This window comes from Paenibacillus roseus (assembly GCF_016424485.1).
Taxonomy (GTDB): Bacteria; Bacillota; Bacilli; order Paenibacillales; family Paenibacillaceae; genus Paenibacillus_D; species Paenibacillus_D roseus.
Map to the genome: position 1 here is coordinate 711981 of NZ_JAELUP010000103.1, position 17342 is coordinate 729322.

The 17342-nt window shown below is 50.6% G+C and carries 18 protein-coding genes; 17 read left to right on the top strand and 1 reads right to left on the bottom strand.

All coding sequences use genetic code 11. The annotated features are described in order from the left end of the window. Window positions 1-54: 54 nt before the first annotated feature. Window positions 55-933, top strand: a complete 879-nt coding sequence (locus JFN88_RS20310) for a sporulation protein YpjB (protein WP_199021089.1) — start codon at window positions 55-57, stop codon at window positions 931-933. On the opposite strand, the gene JFN88_RS20315 is transcribed toward JFN88_RS20310, so the two are convergent. Further along, window positions 920-1783: a YitT family protein gene (locus JFN88_RS20315; protein ID WP_199021090.1), complete on the bottom strand. Its 864-nt coding sequence runs from the start codon at window positions 1781-1783 to the stop codon at window positions 920-922. The genes JFN88_RS20310 and JFN88_RS20315 overlap by 14 nt on opposite strands. Before the next feature lie 386 nt (window positions 1784-2169). Here JFN88_RS20315 and JFN88_RS20320 point away from each other — a divergent pair, with 386 nt between their 5' ends. From JFN88_RS20320 to JFN88_RS20395, 16 genes are all read left to right on the top strand, one after another. Next, a complete protein-coding gene (locus tag JFN88_RS20320) occupies window positions 2170-2517 on the top strand; it encodes a nucleotide pyrophosphohydrolase (RefSeq protein ID WP_199021091.1) in 348 nt (115 codons plus the stop codon). A gap of 56 nt (window positions 2518-2573) precedes the next feature. After that, entirely contained in the window at window positions 2574-3119 is a 546-nt protein-coding gene (locus JFN88_RS20325) for a tetratricopeptide repeat protein (protein ID WP_199021092.1), read from the top strand. Between the two features lie 6 nt (window positions 3120-3125). Then, window positions 3126-3929, top strand: coding sequence for a 4-hydroxy-tetrahydrodipicolinate reductase (dapB, locus tag JFN88_RS20330; protein ID WP_199021093.1), 804 nt, complete (start codon window positions 3126-3128; stop codon window positions 3927-3929). Between the two features lie 27 nt (window positions 3930-3956). After that, window positions 3957-4376: a methylglyoxal synthase gene (gene mgsA, locus JFN88_RS20335; protein WP_199021094.1), complete on the top strand. Its 420-nt coding sequence runs from the start codon at window positions 3957-3959 to the stop codon at window positions 4374-4376. Then, the gene (gene bshB1 / locus JFN88_RS20340; protein ID WP_199021095.1) at window positions 4373-5074 is read left to right on the top strand and encodes a bacillithiol biosynthesis deacetylase BshB1; all 702 of its coding nucleotides are present in this window, start codon (window positions 4373-4375) and stop codon (window positions 5072-5074) included. Before mgsA ends, bshB1 begins: the two co-directional genes overlap by 4 nt. Window positions 5075-5109: 35 nt before the next feature. Continuing rightward, entirely contained in the window at window positions 5110-6270 is a 1161-nt protein-coding gene (gene bshA / locus JFN88_RS20345; protein ID WP_199021096.1) for an N-acetyl-alpha-D-glucosaminyl L-malate synthase BshA, read from the top strand. After that, a complete protein-coding gene (locus JFN88_RS20350; RefSeq protein WP_199021097.1) occupies window positions 6263-7597 on the top strand; it encodes a CCA tRNA nucleotidyltransferase in 1335 nt (444 codons plus the stop codon). The genes bshA and JFN88_RS20350 overlap by 8 nt, the downstream gene beginning before the upstream one ends. Then, complete coding sequence (locus JFN88_RS20355) at window positions 7594-8574, top strand: biotin--[acetyl-CoA-carboxylase] ligase (RefSeq protein WP_199021098.1); 981 nt, start codon at window positions 7594-7596, stop codon at window positions 8572-8574. The genes JFN88_RS20350 and JFN88_RS20355 overlap by 4 nt, the downstream gene beginning before the upstream one ends. Before the next feature lie 314 nt (window positions 8575-8888). Next, window positions 8889-9752, top strand: a complete 864-nt coding sequence (gene panB, locus JFN88_RS20360) for a 3-methyl-2-oxobutanoate hydroxymethyltransferase (RefSeq protein ID WP_199021099.1) — start codon at window positions 8889-8891, stop codon at window positions 9750-9752. Then, window positions 9752-10645 carry a pantoate--beta-alanine ligase gene (gene panC / locus JFN88_RS20365; protein ID WP_199021100.1) on the top strand — a complete coding sequence of 298 codons (894 nt, stop codon included), beginning with the start codon at window positions 9752-9754 and terminating at the stop codon, window positions 10643-10645. Before panB ends, panC begins: the two co-directional genes overlap by 1 nt. Further along, entirely contained in the window at window positions 10638-11021 is a 384-nt protein-coding gene (panD, locus tag JFN88_RS20370) for an aspartate 1-decarboxylase (RefSeq protein ID WP_199021101.1), read from the top strand. The genes panC and panD overlap by 8 nt, the downstream gene beginning before the upstream one ends. 188 nt (window positions 11022-11209) lie before the next feature. Next, window positions 11210-11893, top strand: coding sequence for a tetratricopeptide repeat protein (locus JFN88_RS20375; RefSeq protein ID WP_199021102.1), 684 nt, complete (start codon window positions 11210-11212; stop codon window positions 11891-11893). 14 nt (window positions 11894-11907) lie between these two features. Beyond that, window positions 11908-14778, top strand: a complete 2871-nt coding sequence (gene dinG / locus JFN88_RS20380) for an ATP-dependent DNA helicase DinG (protein WP_199021103.1) — start codon at window positions 11908-11910, stop codon at window positions 14776-14778. Beyond that, window positions 14775-15416, top strand: a complete 642-nt coding sequence (locus tag JFN88_RS20385) for a redox-sensing transcriptional repressor Rex (protein ID WP_233168078.1) — start codon at window positions 14775-14777, stop codon at window positions 15414-15416. Before dinG ends, JFN88_RS20385 begins: the two co-directional genes overlap by 4 nt. Next, window positions 15407-16717 (top strand): amidohydrolase, encoded by a 1311-nt coding sequence (locus JFN88_RS20390; RefSeq protein ID WP_199021339.1) that lies wholly within the window; start codon window positions 15407-15409, stop codon window positions 16715-16717. The genes JFN88_RS20385 and JFN88_RS20390 overlap by 10 nt, the downstream gene beginning before the upstream one ends. After that, window positions 16717-17247 (top strand): cell wall elongation regulator TseB-like domain-containing protein, encoded by a 531-nt coding sequence (locus tag JFN88_RS20395; RefSeq protein ID WP_199021105.1) that lies wholly within the window; start codon window positions 16717-16719, stop codon window positions 17245-17247. The genes JFN88_RS20390 and JFN88_RS20395 overlap by 1 nt, the downstream gene beginning before the upstream one ends. Window positions 17248-17342: the final 95 nt, after the last annotated feature.

A 17342-nucleotide genomic window follows, 5' to 3' on the forward strand; every position in this document is an offset into this window, starting at 1 on the left:
AAAGGCATAAAGCGGTCTGTCCCCCCATAGGGTAGTATGGGGGGGATGTCCATAATGAGAGGGAAACGATTGATTCGATTGATGGTGGCAGCCTTGCTCCTGTTTGTATTTGCAGGATGGCAGCTGAAAGCGGAACAGGCTGCGTCCAGCAGGGCAGACTCCGCTTTCAATCCAGAGACAATCCGCCTGTATCACCTGTCGGACGAGCTGTATCAGCAGAGCCATGAAGGGAATCGACAATTGGCCTATCGGAGCCTGCTAAGACTTGACAGCTTGTCTCGTGTTGCTGAAGTCCGCAAGCAATACGGGTCAGATGAGGGCTGGCAGGCAGTGGATGATGTTGCCAAGCGGTTAGAGCAGGTCATTCAGAGTGGCAAGCCGCATGGTCAGCTATGGTTTTACAGCTCGCAGCTGATGTTGGCTTATGAGGCGCTTGCACAGGATGAACAGGCTTTATGGTTATCATATAAGGAAGTGCTGCAAGAGGATGTACGACGTGTTTTTTTGGCGTGGAAGCAGCTTGGAAGCCAACATTCTGAGGCCGCGCTGGCCGCGCTCAAGCCGCTTGAAGATCATGTTCAGTTGATTGCGCCTGCGGCTTTAATGCAGAGAGAGCCTGCGCTTGTACGGTCGGTGACAGAATCTCTGTCCTATTCTCGTTCGCTATTGCAAGCCGCGGCTACAGGCAGCGCCGATCAGCGCTGGGCAGAGGCTTCTTTTCAAACGGTATCCGCTGCGATCAATCAATTATTCATCCCACCCGAAGGAGAGGGAGCGGAGCCTGTCTTTACACCAGTGTATCTTGGGATGCCGTGGCGGTGGACGTTCTTGATCGGGTTTGTGGTTTTATCGGTGCTGACGTACTCCGGATGGCGGAAGTTCAAATACGAGCAGGACCGGATCGTGCCGAGAACTGGGCTTAACCGGGATTAAAGCCTTCGCCCACAACATCGTTGACTTCGCTTATGATCATGAAGGCGGCAGGGTCGACGGTTTTTACAATGGTTTTGACCACCTGAATTTCATGTCTGCTGACTACACAGTAGACCATATGCTTGTTTCGGCCGGAGTACGCACCCACTGCTGGCAGCAGGGTGACGCCCCGGTCGATTTCTTTTGTAATACGCTCGGCGACGTGCTCGCCATGATCTGTAATTATCGAAAAGGATTTAACGGAATAGGCGCCTTCCTGAATGAAATCGATGATTTTAGAGGCAATAAAAACGGTTACGAGTGTGTACAGCACTTTTTCCTTGGAGATATAAAAGAGTGAGGCTCCTATAATGATGGCATCCATGGTCAATATAATCTGCCCGATGCTCCAGCCCCTCTTTTTGGACGCAACTCTGGCGATGATATCCGCGCCGCCGGTTGTGCCGCCAAAACGGAATACAATGCCCAGCCCGGTACCAAGCACAACTCCTGCATACAGAGCAACCAGTATATAGTCTGAATCTGTCTTAAATGGCTCTAGCCAGCCGTGGTGTATCAGACCCTCAATCAGGGCAAGAAATACGGTTAATGCACCTGTCCCGATAAAAGTAAGCACCATTGAACGCCAGCCTAGCAGCCGCCAGCCTACAATAAACAGAGGGATGTTGAGCAGCAGTATCGACAGTGACAGCGGCCAGCCAAGCGCATAATTGAGCAAGACGGCGACGCCGGTCACGCCTCCCTCCATCAGCTTGTTGGGCAGTACAAAGTAGTGAAGACCGAAAGCATAAATGGCCGTCCCAAGCAAAATGAAAAATATGGAGCGGACGGGATGAATACCTGTTCCCATATGGTTGTCAACCTCCGTATGCTGATAAATCGCCGCGGACAGCGCTTTTTTTATCGTGCGCTACTGCCAGCCCGGTTATCCGCATTGGAGGATAAAGTGTTTAGCCATTGTGTTCATCGGCGCTTTGCGATAACATATGAAGTAATCTGAATGATTACATTTTAAGAGTCTATATACGTTCAACTAAAGAAACGAAAGTGAGGTAGCCGAAGTGTTAAAGCATTCTGGAGAAGCGAAGCGTTCACCTTTGTTCCCGGATTTCCTCCTTCACTGCTGCTCATTCCAGAAATCCTGGAACAACAGCGATCGGAAGAACCTTTCACACGCAGGCTTTGCCTGACATTCATTCGTTCAACTTATATAGCGGTCGGGAAGGGATCTAAATCATGACAGATCATAAAGAAAAATCACTCGCTGATATTCAGCGCGAAGTTGACGCTTATATTGGGCAGTTCAAGGAAGGTTATTTTAGCCCGCTTGCCCTGCTGGCTCGCATGAGCGAGGAAGTCGGAGAGTTGGCTCGCGAGGTTAATCATACGTACGGAGAAAAGCCCAAGAAGCCTGAGGAAGCGGATAACTCCATCGAGATGGAGCTGGGGGATATATTATTTATTTTGAGTTGCTTTGCCAATTCTCTGAACATTGATCTGACTGAGGCTCATAATAAAGTGATGAACAAATTCAATACACGGGACGCGAAACGCTGGACCCGCAAAGACACAGAACAAGCATAACGTTCGATACATATGCTATACCATCACCTTAGCGCATGTAAGGGAGGATGGTATGGATGAATAGCAAGGAATCGCTAAGAAAAGCCTATGAATCCATCCTTTATGGGGATTTTGAACAGGCTGTATATTGGTTTGAACAGGCGATGGAGGGTGAGCCGGACAATCCGGATTACTTCTATCGCTGCTCGATTACGTGCTTTCGGAGCGGAAAGCTGCACAAGGCGCTTGTTTATGCCCAGAAGGCTGTGGAACTGGATCATGAGCGGGCGGAATACCACTATCAGTTGCAGATGGTAGAAGCCAAACTACTGGCCGACAAAGCGGTCAAATTAATGGAACAGCTGCAGCCGGATTATGTTGCGGCTTTGGCAGCGCTGAACGATGCCATTGCAAAGGACCCGCTAAGTGGTGAGGCGCTGCTGCTGCTGGGAATCGCCAATGGCAAGCTTGGCAGATATGCCGATGCGGTCCGCAATCTCAGACAGCTCTTGAAGCTGCATCCGCAGCATGAAGAGGCGGAGCGCCTGTGCAGGGAATACTCCGGCAAGAACAGAGAAGGCATGGCTCCAGCATGGAAACGAATACGAAAAAGGAACAGGTGATCCATCATGACAGAACGAATTAAAGTTGCCGTTGCTGGCGCAAGCGGACGTATGGGTAGAGAAGTGGTAAAAATGGTGCTGGAGGATGAGTCGCTTCAATTGGTAGCAGCTACAGCTTCCAGTGTCGTTGGTATTGATGCCGGCTTGCTTGCTCACAAGCCGGCTTGCGGCGTGGTCGTTAGCGGAGAGCTGGATGAAGCGCTGGCGAGCACGAAACCGGATGTGCTGGTCGATTTTACGATTCCGAAAGTGGTGTACAGCAATACGATAACGGCGCTCAAGTATAACGTCCGTCCGGTTGTTGGTACGACAGGCTTCACCCCGGAGCAGATCGCAGAGCTGGACAAGCTGTGCAAGGAAAAAGAACTGGGCGGGCTGATTGCGCCTAATTTCTCGATCGGCGCATTGCTGATGATGAAATTTGCCGCCGAAGCGTCTAAATATATGCCGCATCTCGAAATTATCGAATATCATGGCGACCAGAAGCTGGATGCCCCGTCAGGCACGTCCATCAAGACGGCGGAATTAATTGCAGGTGTTCGCCAGGAACTGCGCCAGGGAAACCCGAAAGAAGAGGAAATTCTTGAAGGCGCGCGCGGTGGCTACTACAATGGGTTCCGCATACATAGCGTTCGTTTGCCGGGTGTTTTTGCCCAGCAGGAAGTGGTGTTCGGCGGCTATGGCCAAACGCTGAAAATCCGGCATGATTCGTATGAGCGCGCGGGCTATATGCCGGGCGTGAATACCGCGGTGAAGAAAGTAATGACCTATTCAGGGATGATATATGGTTTTGAGCATTTGATGGACTAGCACAGGAATTTTAGGGGGCAACCAGCGATGAATATAGCATTTATAGCACATGATCGCAAAAAAGATGAAATGGTCAATTTTGTCATTGCTTATGAAACGGCATTTGAACATCATCAATTATATTCTACCGGGACAACGGGTACAAGAATAATGGAGCAGACGGGCTTGCAAATTCACAGATTCATGTCTGGCCCGCTTGGCGGCGATCAGCAGATCGGGGCGCTGGTAGCGCAAAATGAGATGGATCTGATCATCTTCCTCCGTGATCCGCTGATGGCGCAGCCGCATGAACCGGATATTATTGCCCTGCTTCGCTTGTGCGATGTTCAAGGCATTCCCGTTGCGACGAACATCGCCACTGCCGAACTGCTTGTCAGGGCGCTGCAGCGCGGAGATTTTGCCTGGAGGGAGCTTGTCCATAAATATAAGCCGGGTGAGTCGCAATGAATCCGGTTCAAATTGATCTGCTTGCGTTTGGCGCCCATCCTGACGATGTTGAAATCGGCATGAGCGGGACCATCGCGAAGCATGTCGCTGCAGGATTCAAAGTCGGCATTTGCGATCTGACGGAGGCGGAGATGTCCTCCAACGGTACTGTTGAGCTTCGCCGGGAGGAAGCGGCTAACGCTTCCGCTGTATTGGGACTTTCCTATAGAAGCTGTCTCAAGCTCCCGGATCGGGGCTTGACCGGCAGCCCGGAGCAAATCGCCGCGGTTGTAGCGGAGATTCGCAGGGTGAAGCCGCGGATTGTGTTTGCACCGTATTGGGATGACCGTCATCCCGACCATAATGCATGCAGCCGACTGATTGAAGAGGCCGTGTTCAACGCCAAGCTGCGCCGTTATATGCCGGAACTGCCGGCACATCCAATTGAGCAGCTCATTTTTTATTATATTAATGATGTGAAGGACGCAGGTCTGGTTGTCGATGTCAGCCCATTTTATCCCGTCAAGCGCAGCGCGTTAAGCGCCTACCGGTCCCAATTTACCGCGCCGTCCGGCGGCAATGACCAGGTTGCGACCCCGCTGACACAGGGCTATTTGGAAAATGTCGAGGCCCGCGACCGGATATTGGGCGCCTCAAAGCAGATGTCTTATGCGGAAGGCTTTATTATCAAGCGTCCGCTGATAGTTGATTTCTTCTAAATTTATATAGAGTATTTCGAATCGGGGGGCACACAATGAGACCGATGAAAATCGGCATTACCTGTTATCCGACGCTTGGCGGATCAGGGGTTGTCGCAACGGAGCTTGGCAAGCTGCTTGCGGAAAAGGGCCATGAAATTCATTTTATTACGCATAGCATCCCTTTCCGGCTAGGACAATTTCATAAAAATATCTATTATCATGAGGTTGAAGTTAACGATTACTATGTATTCCGTTACCCGCCTTATGATATTTCTTTAGCCAGCAAGATGGCCCAGGTTGCCAAAATGCAGCAGCTTGATCTGCTGCATGTCCACTATGCGGTGCCGCATGCCATCTGCGCGTTCCTGGCCAAGCAGATGATGGATCGCGATTTGAAGACCGTCACGACTCTGCACGGTACGGATATTACAGTTCTGGCGCAGGATGAATCGCTCAAGGATTTGATTCGGCTGGCAATCCGGGAAAGCGACGCAGTAACCGCAGTCTCCCAGGACTTGATCAAGGAAACCCGAGAGCTGCTGGATATTACAGAGCCGATTGATCTGACTTACAATTTTGTTGATAAGCGGGTTTATTACCCGCGCGACATTGGCACCTTGAGAAAGGACTATGCTTCAGACAACGAGAAAATTGTGATGCACATCTCCAACTTCCGTCCGGTAAAACGAGTCAGTGATGTCGTGGATACTTTCGCGAAGCTGAATGAGAAAGTCCCCTCCAAGCTGCTGCTTGTAGGCGAAGGGCCGGAGTTGTCCAAGATTCAATGTAAAATCAATAATATGGGGTTGGAGAACAAGGTTCATTTCCTCGGGAAGCAGGATGATGTCGCCCAGGTCATATCGATTGCTGATCTGATGCTGCTTCCGTCAGAGAAGGAAAGCTTCGGGCTGGTGGCTCTGGAAGCGATGGCGTGCGGCGTTCCAACCATCGGCTCGATAGCCGGAGGGATACCGGAGCTGGTCTCGCACGGAGAAACAGGCTATCTCGCGCCGATCGGAGATACGGAGAAGATGGCCGAATATGCCGTTCAACTGCTCTCGGACCCGAAGCTGTATGCCAAGGTCAAAGAAGCATGCCTGCACCGTGCCCGCACCCGGTTCTGCAATGACTTGATTACCGCGGAATATGAGCGCATTTATTACCGGGTACTCGGTCTGGAAGCGCCGGTTGCAGTAGAGGCAAGCAGTGAGTAACAAGCCGGAGCCGGAAGTGCTTGGTCACCCGCTTTTCCGCTCTGCCTTGCCAGTCATACAAAAACTCACCGTGCATCATTATGAAGCTGTGTTCGTTGGGGGTTGCGTCCGCGATGCGCTGGCTGGAAGAGACATCGCTGATATTGATATCGCGACCGCGGCTACCCCGGAGCAGGTGCTGGAACTGTTCGACCATGTCGCCCCAACCGGATTGCAGCACGGGACAGTGACGGTTATTATGGGAGGAAAAGGGTACGAGGTGACGACGTTCCGCAAGGAGTCGGCTTATGAAGCGTTCCGCAAGCCCTCCAGTGTGGAATTCATCTCTGATTTGAACGAGGATTTGCGCCGCCGTGATTTTACGGTTAATGCGATGGCGATGAGTGAGGATGGGAAGCTGATCGATCCGTTCGGAGGACAAGCAGATCTTCGGCGGGGGCTTATACGCTGTGTCGGAGATGCGGATGCCCGGCTGCAGGAGGACGCGCTGAGGATGCTGAGGGGCCTTCGCTTTGCAGCGGATTACGGTTTTGGGCAGGAGGGGATCGAGCCGTCTACATGGGCAGCAATTCTCCGGCATGGCAGTCTGCTCCGGCACATTGCAATGGAGCGGGTCGGGGTGGAACTGCACAAGATGATCAAGGGACCTCATCCGGATTGGGCCGTGCAGTTGCTGCTTGAGAGCAGGCTGCTGGAAAATACGAAGGAAAAGCTGCCGCTCACAGCTGGTAATATTCCCGTTGCCTGGATGGGACCGTCGCAAGGGGAACAGCCTAGTGAGGTGCTGCTGGAACCGATTGATTCCGCCAGCTGCCGCTGGGCGGCGCTTTGCATCTCTTTTGGACTCAATCCCGAGACTTCCAGATCATTGTTTCAGGCGCTGCGCTATTCCCGGCAGCAATCCGATGAAATCGTCTCGATCATTGCTCTGCACCGCCGAACAGTAAATTTGGTTGTCTCTCAATCCCATTTGGAAGGAGACCTCCTTGCCGAGAATTGGACCCGGATTACGCTGGAGATGGGTAAGGAAGCATCACAATTTTGGCTCGAAATGATCGAACAGGCGCCATGGCTGTTGGAGGGAGACGAGACTCGTTCGCTAGTCGTCTTGTTGCGCAGGTTGTGGTCCGAGCTTCCGGTCAGGGAGCTTCAGCAGCTTGCGGTTAATGGCGGAGACATCTTGTCGGATGTTCGTGTAAAAGGCGGTCCATGGCTGAAAAATCTGCTTTTTGAATTGCTGCTGGATGTGGCGCTGGGCAGACTGCCCAATGAAAAGAAGGCCCTCTTGCAGCAGGTACGCAGAAAGCTGGAAAAGGAGCAATCATGAGTGACGAATTGTTAAGCATGTTTCTGGATAAAGAAGGGGAGTTTCTCTCCGGCGAGGCTATAAGCAAGGAGCTGAATGTCAGCCGTACTGCCGTATGGAAGAAAATCCGCAAATTGGAGGAGCAAGGTTACCTTTTTGAGGCTTCGCGCAAGCTTGGCTATAAGCTGATATCAGTGCCTGACAGGCTGAGTGCCATCGGAATGCGGAGTGTTCTTGGTACGGACAGATTTGGCAGACAGTTGCATCTTTACGAAGCTGTGGATTCTACGCAAACGGTGTTGCGCAAGCTTGCCGAGGAAGGCGCGCCTGAGGGGACGCTTGTCATTGCCGAACAGCAGCTTCAGGGCCGCGGACGGATGGGACGAACCTGGGAATCTCCCAAGGGCAAAGGCATATGGATGAGTCTGTTGTTGCGTCCTAATCTCGCGATCCATTACAGCCCGCAGCTAACCTTGTTGATTGCAGTAGCGCTGTGCCGCTCGTTGCGACAGTCAACCGGCTTGCCAATAGGCATCAAGTGGCCGAATGACCTGCTCGTAGAACGCAAAAAGATCAGCGGTATTTTGCTGGAGTCAACAGCTGAGGAGGAGCGGCTGAACTATATTTTGGCTGGCATCGGCATTAGTGTGAATCTGGAAGAAGAGGACTATCCGGCGGAATTGCTGGACAAGGCCATTTCGCTTCGAATGCTGCTTGGCAGAAAGCTGGACCGGACAACTCTGATCGCACACTTTTTGAAAGAGCTTGAGCACCTGTATGACATTTATTTGCGGGAAGGGTTTGCTTCGGTCCGTACGCTGTGGGAGGCCCTCGCAGTTTCTCTTCATCAACGGGTAACATTGACGACACCGCAGGGCGTTATTGAAGGCGTTCCGGTCGGTCTGGAGGAAAACGGAGCATTGCTCGTGCAACTGGATGACGGTCAACTGAAGCCGGTTTTTTCTGCAGAAATGGGATTGCCGGACTCCGTTTCATAGACGGAGTTCTTTTTTTTTGCTAAAATAGGGTTGCCTAAATGATTATGTGTCTAAATTATGGCTCACAGTTGCTTGTTAATAAGGCTGAGAGACAGTATCCGCAAGAACGGAACTGTACTTGTTTTAGCCGGAGCAGGCGAGTGTAAGGCTGCCAGTTTGACATGATCCATAAGCATGGCGTATTCTGCTCTGAGCCGTTGGGACCGAGACAGAAGGAAGCTCGCACAAACGAAGTTCCTTTTTGGTTTAGGGACCTTTTTAGCAGCGGCTAAAAGGTTTTTTTGTGCATCCTATACTTAAAGGGAGTTGAACGTATGGCTAAACCGCTAACGGTGTTGAAATCCAAACAAATGAAAGATAACAAAGAGCCTATTACAGTACTTACTGCATATGATTATCCGTCTGCCAAGCTTGCTGAAGAGGCAGGGGTAGATATGATTCTCGTAGGCGACTCTCTTGGCAACGTCGTTCTTGGCTATGACACGACAATCCCGGTAACGGTCGATGATATGGTCTATCATACCAGGGCTGTGGCAAGGGGAGCAGGCTCGACATTTATAATAGCGGACATGCCATTCATGTCCTATCATGTAAGCAAGGAAGATACACTGCGAGCTGCATCCAGATTAATGAAAGAAGGGCACGCCACGGCAATCAAGATGGAGGGCGGCGCCGAGATTGCGGACGAAGTCGCGGCTTGTGTCCGCGCAGGCATTCCTGTCATGGGGCATCTGGGGCTGACGCCGCAGTCCATTCACATGCTAAGCGGATATCGGATACAAGGCAAAGATGAGCAGTCAGCGCGCAAATTGCTGGAGGATGCGCTCGCGCTGGAGCAAGCAGGGGCATTTGCTGTTGTGCTGGAGCTGGTAACCGAGCCTGTAGCCGCGGAGATTAGCGCTGCCTTGTCAATCCCGACGATCGGCATCGGGGCAGGGCGGGGATGTGACGGCCAAGTACTGGTGTTTCACGATTTGCTGCAATACGCTTCCCCGTATCAGCCGAAGAAATTTGTGAAAAATTATGCGAATATCGGGGCGACGATCCACAGTGCCATCGAGGATTATGTCAAGGATGTCAAAAACCGCCGTTTTCCGGCAGAAGAGCATGTGTTCACGTCGGCAGGGGCTGGTACAGCGTCGGGACCTGTCTACGGTTCCGCAAAGGAGAATGGCTGATGATCATATGTACGACTATATTTGAAGTCAAAGAAGCTGTTGCCGAGTACCGGCGCGGTGATCAAGATGGTATAGTCGGTTTTGTACCGACAATGGGGTTTCTTCATGAAGGCCATGCCAGCCTGATGCGCCGTTCCAGGGCCGAATGCGGACTGACGGTACTCAGCATTTTCGTCAACCCGCTGCAGTTTGGCCCTAACGAAGATTTTGATCGTTACCCACGCAACGCAGAGCGGGATATTGAATTGGCAAGTAAAGAGCAGGTTGATATTGTGTTTATGCCCGCTGTCCGGGAAATGTACCCTAAGCCGGTCAAAACTACAGTGCTTGTATCGGACTTGACAGACCGTTTGTGCGGAGCGTCTCGGCCAGGACATTTTGACGGTGTAGGCACAGTTGTCAGCAAGCTGTTTCATATTGTAGCGCCCGACAAGGCGTACTTTGGACTGAAGGATGCACAGCAGGTGGCTGTTATCGCCAAAATGACTGAGGATCTTAATTTTCCGGTCGAGATTGTGCCGTGTGAAACGGTGCGTGAGGGGGACGGCCTGGCGCTAAGCTCTCGTAATGTGTACTTGAATGAAGATGAGCGGGCGCAGGCGGTCGTGCTGTATCGGGCGCTGAACATGGCCTCTGAGCTGTCCCAGTCGGAAAGCATGACGCCGGCGAACTTGCGCGACAAGTTGAATCAATATATAAAGGAAGACGCTCCATTATCTAACATTGATTATATTCAGGTTCTTGGGTATCCTGACTTGGCAGAGCTGGATAGCCGTACTCCTTTGAAGGAGCTAAGGGATAGCTGGATTGTAGCCATGGCTGTCAAGTTCGGCAGCACGAGACTGATTGACAATCGATTATTTCCTGGGGAAGAGGTGGCCAGCCATGTTTAGGACGATGATGAAATCCAAACTGCACAGGGCGACGGTTACAGAGGCAAACTTGAATTATGTAGGCAGTATTACCATAGATGAAAATTTGATGGAGCTGGCGGATATCTGGGCCAATGAAAAGGTGCAGATTGTGAATAACAATAACGGCGCCAGACTGGAAACCTATGTCATTCCCGGCGAACGCGGCTCCGGTGTGATCTGTCTGAACGGAGCAGCCGCACGACTTGTTCAGCTCGGGGACAAGGTCATTATTATTTCTTATTCCATAATGACCGACGAGGCCGCGCGCACGCACCAGCCGAAGGTGGTTATTTTGGATGAGGGCAATCGTCCGGCCGAATTGCTGTCGGAAGAAATTCATGCTACTGTCAAATAAGCTTCACATTGTTAATGCTTTGCAAACCGCCTTTTGACTGTATGAAAACAACCGCCAAGACAAAGAATGAGCATACAAACAAATTGCCGTAAGGGCTGTATTTTAATCCGGTGCATGACCAGTCAGCAGCCGGAACTGGCAGCCGAGGCATCTACGCTTTTTCTTCTGTCAAGGAGGATGATCTGTCCATGTTCAGTCATTTGTTTGCGACCATGAATGAGCTGCTTGATGAGTTGATCAAGCGCAATCCGAATGGCGTATTGCAGGGTCAGGATGAAGAGCAGTTTGCGGTGTTGAAGGCAATGAGTGATAAAATAATGGATGAATGGCTAAGTTTCGAGGAGAAAATTGCACTTTTTAAAGATAAAATGCAGGATTCCGATGCCGAAAAGACGAATAATATTACAATGCCGCTCACTGCGGTACTGACAGACAAGCCGCCGGTTCCTGCCGCTTTACAGGCAGAACTGGAGCAGCTTCTATCGAAAGGACAAGGCTATTTCAAGCTCTATATGTTCCCGGAAGCCGCAGATGCCTTTAATGAGGTAATGCAGCGGTCTCCCGATTGCAACCTTGCCAGACTGTTTTTGGCGATGACCTACATGCATATGCAGGAGTGGTACGAGGCACAACGGCATTTTCAGCTGATTGTCGCACTTGCGGATCATCCGAAGTGGCAGGCTCTTGGACTCAATGCGCTGGGCTGCATACAGGCCATTCGCCAAAATCTGGACCAGGCGGAGATTTATTTTCAAAAAGCCTATGACGCTGATCCGTCATTTGAAGAAACGCTAAGCAATCTTCATGCATGCAAGACCCGGGACGGACAGTTATCATTATATTTCGGTAGTGCGAAACTTAGCTGTTTGTGAGAGGGTCGAACCGGATGAAATTTGCAGTATTGGATTTGGAAACGACCGGCAATCAGGCCGATGATGAAATTATACAGGTTGGACTCGTTATTGTTGATGAATTTTTAACGATTACAGATACGTACAGTTCTTTTGTTAAGCCAACGATCGAAATCTCGCCTTTTATAACCCAGCTTACTGGCATTGACGATGCAATGGTTGCTGAAGCACCTCCTGTTGAAGAGGTGCTTCTCGCCATGGTTCCCCTTCTTGCGGATGCGGTTCTTGTCGCTCATAATGTAGGTTTTGACGCCAGCTTTCTTAACCAGGCGCTGGATAAAAGCGGCTACATGCCATTTGTCGGGAGAAGGCTGGATACGGTTGATTTATTGAAATTTCTATACCCATCCTTGACCACTTACCAACTCGGCGCTGTATCCGAGTTGTTCGGCATTGTGCATGACCGTCATCATCAGGCGGACAGCGACGCGATGGCAACAGCGGTGCTTCTGCAAAAGTGCGTTGCCAAGTTGCGCGATTTGCCGCTGCTGACGCTGCAGAGACTGGCATCGTTCTTTCATCCGAATGAGGATCTCGGCTGGTTTATTAATCAGACGCTGTCCTATAAGGAAAAAGAATCGTCCGTGGATGGAGATACCCATTCCTACTTTAGGCAACTTGCTTTGCGCGTGCCCGAATGGACGGAAGAAGAGCCCCCAAGACAGGGACTTGATGCCGCTATCGATCTGAGCGAACTGGAATTCCCGGAGTATATGAATATCGTTCGCCAAAAATTCCGCGAACATGTTCAGAATTATGAGGAGCGAGAAGCGCAAAATCAGATGTTCCAGGAAGTATATGATGCCCTGGAATCGAATAGTCATCTGCTCATCGAAGCGGGTACAGGTACAGGGAAATCCTTGGGCTATCTGATTCCCTCGTTATTTTATGGTGTCCGCAATGATAGAAAGATAGTCGTTAGCACGCATACCATTAATTTGCAGGAACAGATTCGGGAACGCGATATCCCGCTGCTGCAAGCGACGATGCCCTTTGAATTTCGGGCGTCTGTCTTTAAGGGTAGAGGGAATTATTTATGCTTGCGAAAGTTTGAAGGCAAAGTGAATATGCAGGATTTTGCTGCTCCTAACGAGGATCGGCTTACCGCGGCTCAAATGATTGTTTGGTTGGGAGAGACCGAGCATGGCGACCAAGAGGAGTTGCATTTCGGCAATAAAGGCGCTGATTTTTGGGAGACGGTGTCAAGCGATGCAGATTCCTGTCTCAACAGAGCCTGCCCTTGGTTCAAGCGATGCTTCTATCACCGGGCCAAGCAGGAGGCGAACCTTGCCGATGTCATCGTTACGAACCATTCCATGCTGTTTACGGATATTCGAGCGGATCATCGTCTGCTGCCCACTTACGAGCATCTGGTGGTGGATGAGGCTCATCACCTTGAAGAGGTCGCAAGCAAGCATCTTGGCTTGCAAGTTTCATATTTCTCGCTCCAGCATCCGCTGCTGAGATTATACAAGGACGCGAAGAACGGGATGCTCTCGGCCCTGCAGTCCAAGCTGCAAAATGAGGATGACGAGTACGTAGAAGCGTGGCAAGAGACGATTGACAGCATTCAGCCCTATGTGACAGAAATTAAAGAAGGCTGGGAGCGGCTGATGGAGCTATTGTATGGCAGCTGTACAATTACGGCGCCTGCTGATGCAGCCGAGAATTTGCCTGCGGTACTAAGGCTGAAGCCGGATTCATTGCCGGAAATCTGGCAAGAAGCAGGAACGCTGGAGGCGAACTTGCACACGCAGATCAGCCGAATGGCGAAAACAATGGATAAGCTGCTCTCGGAAATCAAGGATCGTGTGGATGATCACTCCATTCAAGCGCTCGTCACGGATTTGAACGGCGTTGTCAAGGATTTGAACAGGCTCAAGGACGACTTGCGAGCTTTCATCAAAATGGAGGATCCATCTACCGTCTATTGGATCGAAGCTTCCGCCCAGTTCAAGACGAAGTCCGTTCATTTGTTTGCCGTTCCGGCGGATGTAAGCGGTCAGCTTAAAAAATATTTTTTTGACACCAAAAAGAGCATCACGCTGACTTCAGCTACCTTATCGGTCCAGAAGTCCTTCCAATACGCAAGTGAGCAGCTTGGCTTATGGGAGCATGAGCAGTCCGGGAAATTGAAGACCGTGCAGCTTCCATCCCCTTTCAATTACAGGGAGCAGGCGCTCGTTATTGTCCCGAGGGATTTCCCGAGTTTGAAAGGTCAAACGGGCGATCCGAATTTTATTGCACGGCTGACAGAATCGCTTGCCGAAGCGGCTATTGAGACGAATGGGCGAATGCTGATTTTGTTTACCTCTTACAAGATGCTGAGGCAGGCTTATGAACCGTTGAAGGAGTTATTGACACCGGCCGGTATCCAGGTGCTTGGACAAGGTATTGACAGCGGCAACCGAAGCAAGCTGACAAGACGATTCCAGCAAAATCAGGCCTCCGTATTGCTTGGCACAAACAGCTTTTGGGAAGGCGTAGATATACCGGGCGATGCTCTGACAACACTCGCGATTGTACGACTGCCATTCCAGCCTCCCAACCATCCGTTAGTGGAAGCTAAGGCAGAATTGCTGACGGCACAAAAGCAAAACCCCTTTATGAAGCTTTCGATTCCTCAGGCGGTTATTCGCTTCAAGCAAGGTTTTGGGCGACTGGTGCGTAGTGCCAGAGATAAGGGGATCGTGTTGATTTATGATACGAGAGTCATTGAAACCAGGTACGGCAAGTTTTTCTTGTTTTCTCTGCCCGGACCGAAAATTGAATCGATGCATGTAGACAAAATCGTGCCGCGAATGAGGGAATGGCTCGCTGCAGAACAAAAGGAGGAAAAAGGATGAAGCAGATGAAAATTTCAGAAGCGGTCGTTCGCCGTCTGCCAATCTACCTTCAATTTTTGAATGAACTGAACAAGCGGGAGGTTCAGACGGTCTCTTCCCAAGACCTTGGGCAGAGACTTGATCTGAATCCGGCGCAAATTCGCAAGGATTTGGCTTATTTCGGTGAATTCGGACGCAAGGGAATCGGTTATGATGTCGTCTATCTGATTGAGAAAATCCGGCAAATTCTCAAGCTCAATCAAACTTTGCATGTTGCGCTTGTCGGGGCTGGAAATCTTGGCCATGCGCTGTGCAATTACAATATGTACATGAATGATAACATGAAAATTATGGCTGTATTCGACGCTCTTCCTTCCAAAATCGGAACCCATATCAACAGCTTGACTGTAAGACCTATGCAAGATCTGAAGCAACTGGTCGATGAGCATAATATTCGAATCGGAATTATTACGGTTCCTGCTGTAGAAGCTCAGAATGTTGCCAATCAACTTGTTGAAGCGGGTGTGGAAGGCATATTGAATTTTGCTCCGGTTATATTGAAGGTGCCCGAAGAAGTGCGTATTCACCATGCGGATTTCACTAGAGAATTATTAAGCTTGGCTTATTACTTGGACTATGAAGGAGAAGAATCACTATGAGCCGCCTTTGGATCGAGAACGGGATATTCGTTACCATGGATGATGAAGCGCTAGTTGTACGCGGACATATGGTCGTTGAGAACGACCTGATTGTTTATATTGGAGCTGACGCGCCGGATGCATCGCTGACTGAAGGAGCCCAAATCATCAACGGAAAAGGCCAGTTGTTCATGCCGGGACTGATCAATACGCACGGTCATGCTGCGATGTCGTTGCTGCGCGGCTATTCCGATGATGAAACGTTGCAAGTGTGGCTGCAGCAGTATATGTGGCCAATGGAAGGCAAATATCAGGATGAAGATACACGGACGGGCACATCGCTGGCAGTACTGGAGATGCTCAAGAGCGGAACAACTACCTTCGTCGATATGTATGACCGAATGGATATCGTTGCCCAGGTTGTGGAACAGTCCGGAATTCGAGCCTGGCTGACGCGCGGCGCGATCGGTCTGTGTTCTGAGGAAGAGCAGCGCGCCAAGCTTGAGGAAGCGATTGCTTTCGCAAAGAATTGGAACGGAAAAGGAGAGGGGCGTATTCGTACGATGATGTCGCCTCATGCGCCTTATACATGCCCGCCTGCTTTTATTGAGCAGTTCGTGCAAGCCGCGCATGATCTCGATTTGCCGATGCATACGCATATGTCGGAGACGCTTGCGGAAGTAGAGCAGAACGTCCGTGATTACGGAAGCCGTCCGGTCGAGCATTTGCTCAAACTGGGATTCTTCTCCCGGCCATCATTCGTTGCTCATGGCGTTCATCTGAATGATGAGGAAATCGCCATTCTAAAAGCGCATCAGGTATCTATCTCCCATAACCCGGCGAGCAATCTGAAACTTGCCAGCGGTGTAGCGAGAGTGCCGGATTTGCTCCGTGCAGGAGTTACGGTTTCGCTTGGCACAGACAGCGCGGCCAGCAACAACAATTTGAATCTGTTCAATGAAATTCGTTTGGCAGCCCTGATTCATAAAGGAGTCAGCGGTGATCCTACAGCGATTCCCGCCCTGACAGCATTGCGAATGGGAACGGTATATGGGGCGAGAACACTCTGGCAAGAGCATGAGATTGGCCGTTTGAAGTCTGGCATGAAGGCGGACTTTATTGCACTCGACATTGAGCAGGCGCATTTTTACCCACAGACGGATTTCATTTCTCACCTCGTTTATGCAGCTTCGGGTCGAGATGTCCGCCATGTATGGGTCAACGGACGCCAGGTTGTGGAGAATCGGCAGTGCCTGTTTATTGACGAAGAACGTGTCCGTCATGAAGCGCAAGTCCGCTTCGAGGCGTTGGGTCAGCGATAATGAGATCGCGTTCCAGAACAAGTCTCATGACGCCTGGGCGCTGGGTGTTGCTTATTGTAATCGTACTGACGATTATCTTTTTGCTTCTGAATTTATATTACCGCTCGACGCAGCAGGATATATGGAAGCAGGAGCGCGAGGCTGAGCAGGTTGCGGCTAAGGCGGCAGGACTTGTTCAAATTACGTCTGCCACCAAGCATATCTGGGATCAGATCGCCTGGGTCGTCAAGGGTACAGATGAAAGCGGCCAGGAGAAGATCGTTTGGGTTGTTGGCGACAAAGCCGATTCCGTCCTCGCATCCTCAGGCGTAAGCAAGGAGCAGATTACGAAGAACGTACAGTCAATCAAGCCGGATGCGGATATTATACGGGTGCAGCCGGGGCTGCTTGACGGGGAAAAAATTTGGGAAGTCTTCTATAAGCGTCACGAAACGATCGATAAATATTATTATGAGTTTTACCGGTTTACCGACGGCTCGTTTGTTACGATCTATAATTTGCCGTCCAAATTCTCAGATGGAACGGAGTAGCAGGGGAAGAAAACAACGCCTGTGCTCCCTTTAATTACTGCCTCTTTCATAAGGATGATTATGATATACTCTGGTATAGATGCTGTGAATGATCT